Here is a 16,917-nt window from a genome sequence, read left to right as displayed (position 1 = left end):
CCCTTACATTTTCAGCTTACTCAGCTGAATTAGTATCATTTACTTTAGATTCATCCTTTTTCTCAGGTGTTTTTGTGTCTTTTTTATCAGACTTTTTCACATCTTTTTTACTGGATTTATCCTTTTTTGATTGGTCTTCCAACTCTAATTTATGTTCCATCTTGATTTGATTTTTAGCTTCTTTTACGCGTTTAGCTAGTGCTTTATCACGATCAGCTGGCTTCATAACATGAATTGTAAATTGACCATCACCTTGAACGATGTACTCTGTATCAACAGCAGTCTTTTCGATTTGATTGTCATCATCCTTATTGGAACTCAAATCTTCTTGACCAGTTTTTTTCTTTACATCCCCTGGCGTAGGTTTTGATTCTACATCTTTAAGTTTCGCTTTTTTAACAGATTTGGAACCATCTTCATCAACAAGGCTAATGCCATCTTCTAAAAACTCTACAACGATTTGATTATTCGTATCAGTCTTTTGAATTTCATCATAAAGCTCATCAAAATCTTTATGAACTTTTAATCGACGTAAGATTTCATCAGTTAAATTGTATTTTTGTTTTTCTAATACATAAGGTAATGGGATTTCACCGCCCCCACGCACCTCTAAGGTATACTGACCAACAGCTTGATTTTCAGGAACTTTAAAGAAGATTTGTTTAACAACCTTCTCCCCGCGGAATGGCTCCAACGTTACATCTACAACGATTGTATCCCCAGGAGAAACAATGGTAGAAGATGCAGACGCATCAATAAGCTTCGCAGTTTTCTTATCTTGTGTTACTTCAGTTTCTACAGAGATATCAGAGATTTCATAATTAATGAATCGGTTATTCATAAGAACATCGATAACATTGTAGAACTCATCAACAGCCTTCTCTGAGATAGAGTCAGAACTATAGAACATATTAGTTCGTGTCAATGGTTTATGTTCTTTACCTCTTGGAGTAATAGTATAAGAAATTGTAGCTGTACCAGCGCCACTACGATCTAATGTTTTATTCAACATATTATATAGAGATGTAGCCGCTAAGGTCGGTGTCATTTCACTATCTTCAATGACCTTAACAGAGCTAGTCTTATCACGCCCCATATCAAGGTCTTTCAAATGGAAGCGCATAGGAATGCCTGGAGAGATCACTCCAGATACGCCAGCAATACCAGCACCTCTATCTTCAGTTACTGAGCCTACTTCTTTGCCCATAGAGCCTAATTTGAAAGCAGCATCATAACTTTTAACTACCGTAAAGATACTTGCATTATGCATAAAGTAGTTTGAAGAGCCATGTTTCAAGAATGGATGACCAAAGGCAACAATCTTTTCACCATCTACATAGGTAACAGTACCAATAGCACCAAGTTTTAGGTCACCATCAACTAATAATGCGGCTACAGAGCCACCAGCCTCCAAAGGTTTTGCAGTTTCATCACCACTAGCACTAGCTGTATCATATGTTTCATATTTATATTGTGGCAGCTTGGATTTAAAGTAATCCATGGACGCTGCATCAAAGCCATATGCCATAAGTGGTGTGCCAAGAGGAATCAATTGTTTATCATCCCATGGTCTAGATAGATTCTTCTCATATGGAATATTCCATAATTTCACCATATCTTCAATAGGGGTAATCATCCCGATTGTACCGTCTGCAAAGCCCCATCCATAGGCAACAGCACCAACGAGCTTGCCATTTATATATACAGGACTACCACTCATGCCATGAGCAATGCCTCCAGTTTTTTCCATAACAGGACCAGAGAACTTTGCCAAAATAAGATGACCAGATGGCCCCTTATCCTTCATGACACCCAGTACCTTTACATCAAAGGTTGAAATGGTATCTCCTACAATTACAGTTTTTGCAATACCTTCCATACCTGTAGTTACATCATTGACAGGCATGAAATCAACAGCCTGTGCAGCTGTAAGTGAAGTACAGAAGAAAAGCGCCAGTATCGCTTTTCTATACCGACGCCAAGAATGAGAAAACTTCATTCCTTCTCTCCTTTATTTACTTTCTACTGTGACAACGATTTGATCACGAGAAACGTCTGAACCCACTGTAACATTAACCGCCGTTACAGTACCAGTTACAGTAGATTTAGCAGCAGCCATAGGGCCAGCCAATGTCTCTACAGTTACCAATGTTTGACCTTCTGTTACAGCAGAGCCAACAGAAACTGTAGAAGCAACTTTACCTGTTAATACACTTTGGTATGATACAGGGGCCGCCATTACAGAGCTAACACTTAAAATGCCTAAAGCAGCTAAGGCCAACACTACTCTTTTCATAACGATCCCTCCTTTTACAAAATTAGTTATGTATTTATAGTATACTAAATTATTACTAATATTTCAAACAAAATTGTATGCAACGAATTCATTTTATAATTACAATATCCTCATAGGTCGTAGGATTTGGAGTAGCTTTATGTACGTACGTATCATTAACCACTAAATCAACGCTACCTTGATTTGATAATTCAGCACCATCTACGACACCTAGATTAGATAACAGTTTGGCCCCTTCTTGTTGTGTGACCCCTACAGATTGAAGGCCTGCTTTATCAACAGTGAGGACCACTAAATTATGATCTTTTGTAGTTCCTATGAAACTACGAGCTTTATTATGGGTCCCATCAGCACCTACATAATTGCCATTCTTCAATACCATAGTACCCGCTTGTAGCGCTGCACCACCAGTGGTGCTAACTTGTGCTAACTCCGGTCTATTTTGAATCGTAATCGGTGTGCCCACTTTTAATTTACGCAGTGCATCTCTTGATTCTCCATGCCCAGATAATACATATTGGTTTTCTCCAATTTTAGAATTTCCTTTTTGACCACTAACAACCTTGCCATTGGCTACCGTCACTTCATAGCCGAAATCATTAGTTTTTGTAGAAGGCCCATAAGCTGATGTATATAGGGTCAAGGCATTTTCTTTACGTCCTGTATTAACAGATGTAATTAGGAAGCTATCTTTTTGTGTTTTAGCTTGTAATAATGGTCTCTTTTCCTCAATAAAATATCCCCGATTTGGTGTATATCGCAAGGTGCCACGATTAGAAATACGCTCTAAATCAATCGTTCCATCACTAGCTACTGAATAAGGACGATCAAAACTTCCGCCCTTTACCTTTGCTCCAATGATGGCAGTATGTGATTGAATCACAGATGATAAGGTTTTTCCTTCTGGAACATGGGCTACTACCATAGGTGAATCATTATCAACAGATAACGCAAAGGCTTGAATCTTACCTTCTGCTACAGTGTTATTAATCTTGCTATACGTAACGGATTTATTTACATCTTTTGTTGTTTGTTGAGCATAGCTAGAAAATAAATCCACTACAATACGCGATGGCTTTTCCAATGTAAACTCATGGTGTTGTACATCCTTATTAGCCGTCAATGTTACTTGTAAAGCGCCATTAACAGGTTGCAAACCAATACCTTTTAAAACACCTGTTTTCGTGTTATTTTGAGCTACAGGTCCAGTCAATCCATTTGTGGTACCACCTAGGTTAAGGGTAAGAGCATGTGTGGACTCATTATAAGATTTAGTCCAAGATACAGGCATTTCAGACACATCTAATACGATTCGACTTGTACCTTCGTGATTAGATACACGTACGCCGGTTAAATTTCCAGCTTCCGCATAAGGTATTGTACTGCCTAGAAAGCCTAACACAGCAAAAGTCATATATAAATATCGTTTCATTTACAATTCCTCTATAGCGACAACCCATATTGATAAATTTATATTCATACATCAATTTTATGCAATATACTTTTACTATAGTATACATCATATAGATGAAAATTACAAAAAGGATGCACTAAAAAAGAAGTTACTATCTACGGTCATTCCATTTTTCAATGGCCTATCTATAAATAGTAACTTCTCCAAATTTTACATTATTTCAATGAAATATTTTATTGTAATTCATCCAATGTATCACGCAATTGTGACATTTCATCAAGAGCTTTTGCAACCCCTTTGATAACAGCATATCGCGGAGAGTCTACCAAATAAGATGCAATACCAACAGAACGTGTAATAACACGATCTAAACCATCGATGAGAGCACCGCCACCTGTCAGAATAATACCATGATCATTAATGGCTGCTACAAGTTCTGGAGGCGTTTTTTCTAAAATCGATTTAATGCCTTCTAGAATATTCATCACTTGCGCCTCTAAGGCACGTTGAATTTCTAAGGAATTAACAGCAACCATCTTAGGCAGTCCAGAGCTAGCATCACGCCCTCTAACCTCTATAGTTCGTTCTTTAGCTCGTCGATCTACGGTACCAACAGAAATCTTTATCTTTTCTGCTGTTAAAGGTCCAATAACAAGTCTCTTCTTACGACGTATATAGCGAATAATAGATTCATTGAAGGAATCTCCCCCAATGCGAAGGGATTCACTCACTACAACGCCAGTATCACAAAGAACGGCAATATCAGTAGTACCGCCACCTACATCGACAACCATAGCTCCAACTTGGTCAGCATCATTGAGGCCTGTACCCATAGCGGCTGCTAATGGTTCCTCTATAAGAACAGTCTTTTTAGCGCCTGTTCTAAGTAAAGCCTCTAAAATAGCACGTTTTTCAACAGGCGTAATTCCAGATGGCACACATACGATAATACGCGTTTTCATCAATCTGGAAGCAGGCACAACGGAACGAATAAAGTATTTTAACATAAATTCGGTCATATCGTAATCTGCGATAACACCCGCTTGAACAGGACGAATAACAGATATACCTTTAGGTGTACGCCCAACCATAGAACGTGCAGCTTCACCTAAGGCAAGAATATCTCCAGTTTTATCATCCCGCGCAATATAGGCAGGCTCATCTAAGACAAGCCCTTTCCCTTTAGCAAAGATAAGAATATTGGCAGTTCCCAAATCTATACCTAAGTCAAAATTCAATGAACGATTCAATCGTCCCATTAAATCGCCTACTTGTTCAGGACGAACTAATCGCTTTAATGTCATAGCAGGTGTAGTTTTCGCTATGGCAACAGTTTCACGATTACGACGCTCAACACGGCGCATTTTGGTGACTTTAACCATTGCTTCGCGCATATTGGAAGCCAAATGGCTAGCTTGCTTAGCTACGCCTTCTGAAAGCTTCGTAGACTTGCGTTTCGTCCTTCGTAATGGTTTACGATTAGAACTGGTTTTAGCATTTTCAACCTTTGCAGCACCTAAGTTTTGTTGCTCGTTGTATAAAGCCGGCCCTTTTGAGCGCCGGCTTCGTTTCTTTTTATTCTGTTTTGGCTCTGTACTTTTATTCGTCAACCCGAACAATATCAGCACCTAACCTTTGCAATTTACCTACGAAATCATCATAACCACGATCGATATGATGTAGACGACCTACTTCAGTTCTACCTTCTGCAATCAACGCAGCACAAACAAGAGCCGCACCTGCACGCAAGTCTGTAGCATTAACTACAGCACCATGTAAGCGTGGCATACCTTCTACAATCGCTTGACGGTTGTCGATATCGATATGGGCACCCATTTTGCGAAGTTCCGCAACGTGCATGAAGCGATTTTCAAATACAGTTTCTGTTACAGTACTTGTACCTTCAGCGATTGTAGTAAGCGCCATAAATTGAGCTTGCATATCTGTTGGGAAACCTGGGTATGGCAATGTTTTAATATCAACAGCTTTAATGCCTTTGCCAGTACTGATAACGCGAATACCATCAATTTCTTCCTCTACAGTAACGCCAGCTTCTTTTAACTTAGCTACTACTGGTTTCAAATGTTCTGGCAATGCATTTTCTACAAATACGTCACCACCAGCCATAGCAGCAGCAATCAAATATGTACCAGCTTCGATACGGTCAGGAATAACCGTATGAATTGCACCATGTAATTGAGGCACACCTTCAATGCGGATTACATTTGTACCAGCACCGCGAATATTAGCGCCCATTGCATTCAAGAATGTTGCTAAATCAACGATCTCAGGTTCTTCCGCAGCATTTTCGATAACAGTTTTACCTTCCGCCATGGAAGCTGCCATAATTACATTTTCTGTAGCCCCTACACTTGGGAAATCCAAGTAAATTTGAGTGCCTTTAAGGCCTTCTGGAGCATGAGCATATACATAATCTTCAGTAATTTCAATTTTAGCACCTAGTGCTTCGAATGCTTTTAGGTGAAGATCGATAGGACGGGCACCAATCGCACAACCACCTGGCATGGAGATTTTAGCCTCCCCTTTGCGCGCTAAAAGTGGCCCCATTACGAGGAAAGATGCACGCATTTTGCGTACAAGCTCATAAGGAGCTTCCGTAGCAGTCAATGTAGACGCATCGAAGATAATTTCATCATCTGCTTTATTACGAGTAATTTTAACCCCCAAAGACTCGATAACTTGGCAAATTGTACCTACATCTTCCAAATTTGGAATTTCAAGTAATTTACTAGGTGTTGATGCTAGCAAAGTACCGGCAATAATAGGGAGTACCGCATTTTTAGCACTACTAACACGTACACGGCCTTCCAACCGGTTGCCACCTTGAATGATTAGCTTTTCCAACAGAATTCCTCCTACACTTTATATCGATCATCTTGTATGAACTACAAGACGTTGTATTTATAACGTCATATACTAAATGTTATTATACTATTTTTCGATATATCTCATCAAGAGACTGTGAGAAAATACTGAGAAAAAAAGCCCCTCATTTTTGATATGTACCCCCTTTACTGGACAACCAGTAAAAATGGGGAGGACATATCAATTTTGAGGGGCTTAATTATTATTTGGTTTTTAAGGATTTTAACTTCTCATCCATATGCACTGTATCTAAGAAACGAACAGTACCTGTTTTAGAACGCATTACGATAGTATGTGTACGCGCACCACCTGGGAAGTATTGAATAGCATTCAATAAATTACCTCGAGTAATAGCAGTAGCCGCAAAGATAACATCATCTGTACGAACTAAATCATCCAATGTAAGTACTTGATTTACATCGGTAATACCCATTTCATGACAACGACGAATTTCTTCTTCTGTTTCTGGTTTCAAGCGGGCTTGCATATCGCCACCTACGCATTTCAAAGCAGCTGCAGCCAATACGCCTTCTGGTGCACCACCAGTACCAACAACCATGTGTACCCCAGAACCTTCAATACAACATTCCATAGCTGGGTTAACATCACCATCAGAAATTAACATAATACGTGCACCAAGATCACGGGCTTCTTTCATCAAACCATGATGACGTTCACGATCAAGCATAACAAGTGTAATTTCATCGACATTGCGATTCATTTTTGCCGCTACATTTTTGATATTTTCAGTTAAAGATTTAGTAATATCGATAGCACCTGCACCACGAGGACCAACGCAAAGTTTTTCCATGTACATATCTGGTGCATGTAACAAGCCACCTTTTTCAGCAATAGCCATAACTGCAATCGCACCATTTTGGCCTTTTGCAATCAAGTTTGTGCCTTCAATTGGGTCAACTGCGATATCTACTTCTGGACCACCAGCACCTACATGTTCACCAATGTAAAGCATAGGCGCTTCATCAATTTCGCCTTCGCCGATAACTACTGTACCAGAAATACGAACAGAGTCAAATGCTTGACGCATTGCATCTACAGCAAGACCATCCGCTGCATCCTTTTGACCGCGGCCAAGTAACCGACCACTGCGTAAAGCAGCCGCTTCAACGACACGAGCAAATTCCAAAGATAATGTACGATCCATAATAGGCCTCCTTATAAGTCCTGTGTGTATTGTAATATGACTCTTACATTGAGCCGAATACTTAACTTATTGATTAGCTTGTTTCCAATCTGCCATAAATTTTTCAAGCCCTGCATCCGTCAACGGATGTTTCATAGCTTGCATAAGTACTTTGAATGGCACTGTTGCAATATGAGCACCGGCTTTAGCACATTGTATGATATGCAATGGTGTTCTCACACTAGCTGCAATAATTTCAGTTTCAATACCATGAATAGCAAATATGTCTGCAATATCTTGAATTAATGTAAGGCCATCCATGCTGATATCATCAATACGGCCAACAAATGGGCTCACATAGGTAGCACCTGCACGGGCTGCCAATAAAGCTTGGTTAGCAGAGAAGATTAATGTTACATTTGTTTTAATACCTTCTTTGCTCAACACGGCAACAGCTTTAAGGCCTTCTGGAGTCATAGGCACTTTAATAACTACATTAGAGCCTAATTTTACAAGCTCATGAGCTTCAGCGATCATGCCTTCTGCATCGGAAGCAATAACCTCTGCACTTACAGGACCTTCTACAAGATTTGCAATTTCAGAAATAACTTGTTTTAAATCGCGTTTAGCTTTCACGATAAGGGATGGGTTAGTAGTAACACCATCGATAAAACCAAAAGCATACGCTTCTTTTATCTCATCAAATTCTGCGGTATCAATAAAGAACTTCATCAAATGCCCCCTCTTATTTTGCTGCCTTGATTACTTCTACGCCACCCATGTAAGGAACAAGTACCTTAGGAATTACAACAGAACCATCAGCTTGTTGGTAATTTTCCAAGATAGCTGCTACTGTACGGCCCACAGCAAGACCAGAGCCATTTAATGTATGAAGGAATTCTGGTTTACCTTTAGGTCCACGACGGAATTTAATATTTGCACGACGAGCTTGGAAATCAGTCATATTGGAGCAAGAAGAGATTTCTCTGTACTTGCCTTGAGCTGGCATCCATACCTCTACGTCATATGTTTTAGCAGAACCAAAGCCAATATCACCTGTGCAAAGTGTAATTACACGGAATGGTAATTCCAATAAACGCAATACTTCTTCTGCATTATCAGTTAACTTTTCTAATTCTGCATAAGAATCTTCAGGCTTAGCTAATTTAACCATTTCAACTTTGTTGAATTGATGTTGGCGAATAAGACCACGTGTATCACGACCTGCAGAACCAGCTTCAGCACGGAAGCACGCTGTAAATGCAGTATAGTATTTAGGCAACTCTTCTTCGCTCAAGATTTCACCGCTATGATAATTAGTCAATGTAACCTCTGCTGTAGGGATCAAGAAGTATTCTGTATCCTCTACATGGTACATATCTTCAGCAAATTTAGGTAATTGACCAGTACCTGTCAAGGTTTCACGAGTTACCATATATGGAGTCATCATTTCAGTGTAGCCTTGTTTATCTACATGAAGATCAACCATGAAGTTAATAAGAGCACGTTCTAAACGAGCACCTAAACCTTTATATACAGTGAAACGAGCACCGCTCATTTTACCAGCGCGATTGAAATCAAGGATATCAAGATTTTCACCTAAATCCCAATGAGCTTGTACATCAAAGTCAAATTGACGTGGTTCGCCCCATTTACGTTGTTCCACATTTTCATCTTCATCAGCGCCAACAGGAACAGATGCATCGCACATATTTGGCAACATCAAAGCCGCATCACGTAATTTAGCTTCTACATCGCGAATACGATTATCAAGCTCTGCAATATCATCGCCTACTTTTTTCATTTCTGCGATTTTATCATCCGCATTTTCTTTATTGCGTTTTAATTGGCTAATTTCTTCAGTTACAGAATTACGAAGAGCTTTTAACTCCTCTACTTTACCAATCAACTGACGACGTTCATCATAAGCGGATACAAAGGTTTCCAAATCGCCTTTCGTGTGACGATTATCTAAGTTTTGTTGCACTAAATCAATATTTTCACGGACAAATTTCAAGTCTAACATACTATAAACCTCATCTTCCAACTATGCTACGAACAATATATTCAATACGTTTAAGTATACCATATATTGGTGTATTTATCATTAAATTATAGGCTATCTACTAGATTTCTAAGTAATTTTTATGCTATTCATCATCATCTTCTTCTAGTAAATAATCTTTTGCCATCCATTTTCGGGTGCCTGTGAAAGAAATGGTTACCCATTTTTCCGTTGGATTCCCTCCGATTTCCTGGTCAATTTCATTACGAATCGCATCGATTTCAGCAATCGTTTGATAAGGGAAGTTCTTACGAACTAAAATATCAATTTCAATAATTCGAGTGTTCCCATATACTTGTACACTAGAAACGTAATCTTTGAAATTGTACTTTTCCATAAAGCGATCCATAATTTCTTGCACTTCATTATGCAATGAAGTCGGTGCCCATCCCAATACTTGTTTTACGGATGGGATAATAATACGGAACGCTGACGGTATCATCTGTACAGCCAATACAATAAGAACAATTGGGTCAATATAAGCGGCCCAATCGGCATATTCAGTTCCTTCTAACATAATAGCCACTACGAAACTAATCAAGATAGCTGCTTCCAGTAACGCGTCAACATACCAACTCACATTATCAAATTTAATTAAGTTGGACTGTAAACTCTTGTTAATCCGTCGTACATACAAGTAATAGATTGTATCAGCTACGGTAAAGAAGATGGCATAATAAATGGCTGGTCCAAAATCTACATGACGGCCGCCCGATATAAGATCTGTAATGCCACTAGATAGAGCGTAAATTACAATTAGTAATATAAAGAAGCCTTCTACAGCCAGTACCAAAGGTTCAAACTGCCAATACCCAAATTGAAAGCGCTTACTCGTTTCACGGGCTATTAACTTGGCCGTCATGAGCATCATGATCTTAATAACAACATCGACAAAGGAAAACACACCATCTAATAAGACCGCACTAGAACCGGTAACAATCCCCATTATAGTGCCACTTACTGCTACAAGGGCCATTAGCCCTACGGATTGCATAAGTAACTTCTGTTCTATAGAGCGCCTTGCCCCTAATATATCCATCAAGTACCCCACTTTCTTAATTTATATATCTTTTTATTATACACCACAGGCATTGATGCGCAACACGAGGTCAAAATAAAACAGGTAGATTGCATGCTATACAAACTACCTGCTATGGATACTATGTAAATTCTTTTTTTCCAACTTTAATACAGGTTAACTATTAACCTTGAAAACCTTGCGGATTAGGTAATACATGGCCCGCTACATAGCGCTCAACGATATGTCGATCATCACCAACATATAACCAACGCTCTAATCGCTCCTCTAAGGTGCGTTCATTCGGGTCAAATAGTGTTGTATCATCAATAATAAGGGCATCTAGGTCACAACCTTTTTCAAAGCTCCCCACCTTACCAAAGAACTTACCACCACCCTTCGTAGCCATATAGAAGGCTTCACTTAATGTGAGGGGCGCATAATTTGAATCTACTTCCACCCATTTCATTTTGGATAATCCAATGGCTTCTGTAAGAACCTTTGCCATTGATACCATATGACCACCAGAAATATCAGAGCCTAAACCAATTGGTATATTCCGTTTCATGAGCTTACGAATTGGTGCAATACCACTTGATAGGTTTACATTAGAATATGGACAATGAGATACCATAGTTTGTGTTTCAGCCATACGCTCCATTTCTACATCACTTAAATGAATGCAATGAGCCATTACCGTTGGCGTCCGCCCCATTAATTTATGTTCATAATACACATCTGTATAATTTGGTGACTCCGGATGTAAGGATGCAACCCAATCGATTTCTCCGTGATTTTCCGATAAATGGGATTGTATTGGTACATTGTACTCTTCGGCCAATTTACCTAGCCCAGACATTAACTCACTTGTACAGGATGGTACAAACCGAGGAGTAATTATAGGTTTTACCAATGGACCAAATGAAGCCGATGCTTCTAACCAATCTTTCGTATCCGCTAAAGATTGACTTGTTTCCTCAATCAAGAAATCTGGACTATTGCGGTCCATATTAACTTTGCCTACATAGGCAGATAATCCAGCTTTTTGTAAAAGTTCCATCAACACTAACGTGCTCTCTTTATGGATAGTGCCGAACAATATGCTTCTAGTAGTCCCATTGCGCCATAAGTCTTGTACAAAGGCACCATATACTAACCGTGCATAATCTAGATCACTAAACTTTGCCTCTTCAGGAAATGTATAGGTTTCTAACCAAGGTAAAAGTTCTTTATCCATCCCAAGGCCACGATTACAATACTGTGGAGCGTGTGCATGTGTATCTACAAAGCCAGGAATAATGAGATTATCACCATAATCAGTAACCTCATAATCTGCATAAGCTGGTGGAATACTTTCACCACAATATACGACTATACCATCTACGGCAATGATGTAGCCATGTTGAATCGATATAAATTCTGAAGGACGCGGTGTATATAAGATATTCCCTTTTAAAATAACTGTCGAATTCATATAACCTCCTTGCGTAATTAGAGCCCTAAAGTGCTAAGCTCATATAACACGCTAGATTTTCTTTTAATAGACTATGCTATATGATTCATAGTATATGCTATTTAAATAGCAAAGTGAATGATGAATGCCACAGTCATGATGTACATAATAGGATGTATTTCACGACGGCGGCCCGTTGTCAGTTTAATCAATGTATAAGAAATTTTAGTAATTCCTACAGTCCTTGTATCAAATCGTATAAATTTACATTTCATATTCTTTTTTCAATACATAGCCATATGCTTGTTTATGCCCATTCGATTGTTCAGTAATGTATACACCTTGTATTTCTGGCGCAAAGCCAGGCAACTGATTGATGCCTTCCTCTAAGGCTAAGAAGTAGTCACAAGCAGTCTTAGACCAACGCTCTCCAGGTTGCACGCATAATACACCAGGTGGGTACGGTAGAGCTCCTTCAAGAGCAATGCGACCTTCTGCCTCGCGTAGCGGTACTAATTCCCCCTTGTTACGTTGGAACTCAAAGTTTGCCTCCTGTGGATTCATGACATAGTCGGGGAAGTATTCATGGGAAAATAAGCGTTGTTGTAAGAGGCTTACATTTCTAGACTTATAAAAATCATGCATTTCTTGACATAGTTGACGAATACTATAGCCTTTGTATGTATCTATATGACTATAGTAAATAGACGGCAACACTTCTTCCATCGGTGCATCCCGGTCTATGAGGTCTTCAAAGCGAACGAGTTCCTCCACGAGTGCATCCATCTTATGCTTAGATTCTGCTGGCGTCATAAGGAATAAGATCGTATTTAAATCGCATTTTTCAGGAATGATTCGATTTTCCCGTAAATAATTAGCCAGAATATTAGCAGGAATACCAAAGGCTTCATATTCTCCGGTCTCTACATTAATTCCTGGTGTAATCAGTTGGAACTTACAAGGGTCGATAAAATACTGACCCTTACCATAGCCTTTAAAGGAATGCCACTTTGCTTCTGGTTCAAAGGCAAAATAATTTACATCTTCTGCCATGACCTGTGTATTTCCGTCTTCCCATTTTTTGCCATGCACTATCGGTGGTACTAATGGACGGAGATATTTGCATTGCTTCAATACGGCTTTACGAGCATCAATAGCAACTTCAACACACTCACGCCACAGTTTTTGTCCTAACTCACCTTCATGGATTTTAGCATTTACATCGAGAGAGGCAAATAAGGGGTAAAATGGCGAGGTTGACGCGTGCATCATAAAGGAGTTGTTAAAACGTTTATGATCTACATAACGGTCTTGCCCCTTTATATGACTATCCTTCTTATGAATTTGAGAGGTTTGTGAAAAGCCAGCTTGTTGCTTATGTACCGATTGAGTTACTAAAATCCCAGGATCATTTGGACCTAACTCTAATAATAGGGGACTACAATCTTTCATCATAGGAATAAATTGTTCATATCCCACCCACGCAGAGTCAAAGAAAATATAATCACAAAGATGGCCAATTTTATCCACCACTTGGCGTGCATTATAAATCGTACCATCATAGGTGCCTAATTGAATTACCGCCAATCGAATAGGACGTTTAGTTCGAGCTTTTTCAGGAGATTTTTCTGCAATCAAAGATCGAATATAACCTTCATCAAAACAATGATCTAAAATGCCGCCAATAGAGCCAAATGGATTGCGCGCTGTCTCAAGATATATAGGCGTAGCACCAGACATAACAAGACCACCATGGCAGATGGATTTATGATTATTACGATCATATAAGATAATATCGCCCGGTGTTAAAAGAGCATTAAGTACTACCTTATTCGCAGAAGATGTACCATTCAACACAAAATAGGTCTTGTCAGCATTATAGACTTTCGCAGCATGCGCTTGCGCATCATAAGCATACCCTTCATGAATTAAAAGATCTCCTAATTTTACATCTGCATTACAAAGGTCCGCTCTAAATATATTCTCTCCAAAGAAATTGTAGAAGGCGCGACCTGTAGGATGTTTATAGAAGAACTGACCACCTTGATGTCCAGGGCAATCAAATTGCGAATTTTGATCGCCTACATAATCAGATAAAGCCTTAAAAAATGGTGGTAAAATAGAATCTTCATAGCTTGCTACAAGCTTTTCTATCTCTGATTTGCAGTCGTCCATATTTGTAGAGGCAAACTCTATAATAGATGTAATGCGGTCCTTATAAAAAGATATATCCTTAGATTCATCAAATCTTAGGAGAATAACAGGTATACCAAAGGTATGAATTTGATTATTATTGATAAGCTCTAAGTCACAATCACCAATGACAACGGCACCAACATCTATAAAATCTGTATCACAAACAGGAACACATATACGACCCTCTAAAGAGCCAATTTTGGATTGTACGGAATCAGATAAAGCAACCTTTAAATGTTTCACAGCCTCCTCCTTTCGTAACTATGAATCACACTCGATATATAATCAAGACATATGGAATAAAACATAGTATAAAAACATATAACGAATAAAAAGACTCCCTACTCAAAGAATAGGGAGCCTTTTAGTTTTAGATTATTCAGCTGCTTCTTCTTCAGCTTCAATATGCTTAGGAGCTTCTGGTTTCATCAATGGGAACAATAATACATCGCGGATGGATGCAGAGTCTGTTAAGAACATAACTAGACGGTCAATACCAACACCTAAACCAGCTGTTGGAGGTAAACCGTATTCAAGAGCTGTAACGAAGTCTTCATCCATACGGTGAGCTTCATCATCGCCAGCTTCACGTTCTTTCAATTGATCCAAGAAACGTTGTTTTTGGTCGATTGGGTCATTTAACTCGGAGAAGCCATTTGCCAATTCACGGCCGTAAATGAACGCTTCAAAACGTTCTGTAGCCAATGGATTTTCACGACTTGCTTTAGCAAGTGGAGAAATTTCTTTTGGGTGACCATATACGATAGTTGGTTGAATCAAGTTTTCTTCTACATAATCTTCGAAGCAAAGATTTAAAATTTTACCAATACCATCATTTTCTGTGTATTCTACATTTAAGCGATCTGCAATAGCACGAGCCTCTTCTACAGTAGTCACCGCATCAAAGTCTTCGCCAGTATATTTTTTTACACCTTCAGCCATTGTGATGCGATTCCAAGGTGGAGTCAAATTGATTTCAGTACCTTGGTATGTAATTTCTTGTGTGCCGAGAACTTCTTGAGCACAGTAGGACACAAGGTTTTCTGTTAAGCGAATTGCATCCTCTACATCGCCATAAGCTTGGTAGGATTCAATAGTAGTGAATTCTGGATTATGACGATTATCGATACCTTCGTTACGGAAACAACGGTTCATTTCGAATACGCGGTCCATACCACCAACGATCAAGCGTTTGAGGTACAATTCAGGCGCGATACGCATGTAAATATCGATATCAAGCGCATTGTGATGTGTAATGAATGGACGAGCCGCAGCACCACCAGGGATAGCATGCATCATTGGTGTTTCTACTTCCATAAAGCCATCACGCATCATGTATTCGCGAATTTTAGCAACGATTTGGGAGCGTTTTACAAATGTATCACGCACTTCAGGATTTACAATTAAATCAACATAACGTTGACGGTAACGAAGTTCTGTATCCTTTAAACCATGCCATTTTTCTGGTAATGGACGTAAAGATTTGGATAACAAAGTTAATTTGTTAACTTTAATTGTAACTTCCCCTGTATGAGTTTTAAATACATGGCCTTCAACACCGATAATATCACCGATATCAAGCATTTTTACGTATTTATAAGCATCTTCACCCAATACATCTTTACGGAAATATACTTGAATATCACCGGATTTATCACGCATATTCGCAAATGCTGTTTTACCATGGGAACGGATTGTCATCAAACGGCCTGCAATAACTACAGGTTGACCGTCATATTTCAAGAAGAAGTCATCTTTAATGTCTTTTGCATTATCTTTTACAACAAAACGTTGACCAAATGGATAGATACCATCCGCTTCGTATTCAGCCAATTTGTCGCGGCGAATTTGCATTTGCTCATTCAGCTCTTCTTGTACATTTTTAATTTCTTCACTCATGTTATCGCCTCTTCGTCAGTAAATGTAAATTATTGGATTGCTAACACTTTGAATGTAACAGGACCATCTGGTGTGGAAACTTCTACTTCATCACCTTTACGTTTGCCCAAAATAGCTTTACCTACAGGAGATTCGTTAGAGATACGATTGTTGAATGGATCCGCTTCAGAGGAACCAACGATAACATATTCTAATTCATCATTGTACATTGTATCTAATACAGTTACTTTGCTACCTACGGATACAACATCACCTTTTACGGATTCGTCGATGATTTTCGCAGTGTTAATTTTATTTTCAAGCTCTACAATATGACCTTCGATGAAAGCTTGTTCATTTTTTGCATCATCATATTCAGAGTTTTCACTGATATCGCCATATTCAATAGCAGTCTTAATACGTTCAGACACTTCAATACGACGTACAGATTTATAATACGTTAATTCTTCTTCTAATTTCTTTAAACCTTCGGCGGTAAGTAATGTTTCTTTTACGTCTGCCATGGGTACCCCACTCTTTCTACATATAAATAAAATAAGAAAAAAG

At 38.9% G+C, this 16,917-nt stretch carries 13 protein-coding genes; all 13 read right to left on the bottom strand.

Going from position 1 to position 16,917, the window contains the following annotated elements; translation table 11 throughout:
• Nucleotides 1-16: 16 nt before the first annotated feature.
• Entirely contained in the window at nucleotides 17-1,999 is a 1,983-nt protein-coding gene (locus tag ACDF53_RS06265; protein WP_370815754.1) for a SpoIVB peptidase S55 domain-containing protein, read from the bottom strand.
• 12 nt (nucleotides 2,000-2,011) lie between these two features.
• The gene (locus ACDF53_RS06260; RefSeq protein ID WP_005387253.1) at nucleotides 2,012-2,296 is read right to left on the bottom strand and encodes a biotin/lipoyl-containing protein; all 285 of its coding nucleotides are present in this window, start codon (nucleotides 2,294-2,296) and stop codon (nucleotides 2,012-2,014) included.
• Between the two features lie 88 nt (nucleotides 2,297-2,384).
• Nucleotides 2,385-3,728: a phosphodiester glycosidase family protein gene (locus tag ACDF53_RS06255; protein WP_370815753.1), complete on the bottom strand. Its 1,344-nt coding sequence runs from the start codon at nucleotides 3,726-3,728 to the stop codon at nucleotides 2,385-2,387.
• Between the two features lie 215 nt (nucleotides 3,729-3,943).
• Nucleotides 3,944-5,329, bottom strand: a complete 1,386-nt coding sequence (locus tag ACDF53_RS06250) for a rod shape-determining protein (protein WP_370815752.1) — start codon at nucleotides 5,327-5,329, stop codon at nucleotides 3,944-3,946.
• Nucleotides 5,310-6,575 carry a UDP-N-acetylglucosamine 1-carboxyvinyltransferase gene (gene murA, locus ACDF53_RS06245; protein ID WP_370815751.1) on the bottom strand — a complete coding sequence of 422 codons (1,266 nt, stop codon included), beginning with the start codon at nucleotides 6,573-6,575 and terminating at the stop codon, nucleotides 5,310-5,312. Before murA ends, ACDF53_RS06250 begins: the two co-directional genes overlap by 20 nt.
• Nucleotides 6,576-6,798: 223 nt before the next feature.
• Nucleotides 6,799-7,761, bottom strand: a complete 963-nt coding sequence (glpX, locus tag ACDF53_RS06240) for a class II fructose-bisphosphatase (RefSeq protein WP_370815750.1) — start codon at nucleotides 7,759-7,761, stop codon at nucleotides 6,799-6,801.
• Between the two features lie 66 nt (nucleotides 7,762-7,827).
• A complete protein-coding gene (fsa, locus tag ACDF53_RS06235; RefSeq protein WP_105090294.1) occupies nucleotides 7,828-8,472 on the bottom strand; it encodes a fructose-6-phosphate aldolase in 645 nt (214 codons plus the stop codon).
• A 13-nt stretch (nucleotides 8,473-8,485) separates the two neighbouring features.
• Nucleotides 8,486-9,766, bottom strand: a complete 1,281-nt coding sequence (gene serS / locus ACDF53_RS06230) for a serine--tRNA ligase (RefSeq protein ID WP_295232225.1) — start codon at nucleotides 9,764-9,766, stop codon at nucleotides 8,486-8,488.
• 124 nt (nucleotides 9,767-9,890) lie between these two features.
• Nucleotides 9,891-10,844, bottom strand: a complete 954-nt coding sequence (locus ACDF53_RS06225) for a cation diffusion facilitator family transporter (protein WP_119206308.1) — start codon at nucleotides 10,842-10,844, stop codon at nucleotides 9,891-9,893.
• A 163-nt stretch (nucleotides 10,845-11,007) separates the two neighbouring features.
• Nucleotides 11,008-12,297: a guanine deaminase gene (gene guaD, locus ACDF53_RS06220; protein WP_370815749.1), complete on the bottom strand. Its 1,290-nt coding sequence runs from the start codon at nucleotides 12,295-12,297 to the stop codon at nucleotides 11,008-11,010.
• A gap of 243 nt (nucleotides 12,298-12,540) precedes the next feature.
• Nucleotides 12,541-14,715, bottom strand: a complete 2,175-nt coding sequence (gene speC, locus ACDF53_RS06215) for an ornithine decarboxylase (RefSeq protein ID WP_370815748.1) — start codon at nucleotides 14,713-14,715, stop codon at nucleotides 12,541-12,543.
• Nucleotides 14,716-14,847: 132 nt separating this feature from the next.
• Nucleotides 14,848-16,371 carry a lysine--tRNA ligase gene (lysS, locus tag ACDF53_RS06210; protein ID WP_295204856.1) on the bottom strand — a complete coding sequence of 508 codons (1,524 nt, stop codon included), beginning with the start codon at nucleotides 16,369-16,371 and terminating at the stop codon, nucleotides 14,848-14,850.
• 29 nt (nucleotides 16,372-16,400) lie between these two features.
• A complete protein-coding gene (greA, locus tag ACDF53_RS06205; RefSeq protein ID WP_105086162.1) occupies nucleotides 16,401-16,874 on the bottom strand; it encodes a transcription elongation factor GreA in 474 nt (157 codons plus the stop codon).
• Nucleotides 16,875-16,917: the final 43 nt, after the last annotated feature.

The sequence above is a fragment of the Veillonella sp. genome (assembly GCF_041333735.1).
Lineage (GTDB): Bacteria > Bacillota > Negativicutes > Veillonellales > Veillonellaceae > Veillonella.
The sequence above is the reverse complement of the archived record's forward strand: the minus strand, read 5'-3'. Positions and strand labels throughout refer to the sequence as shown.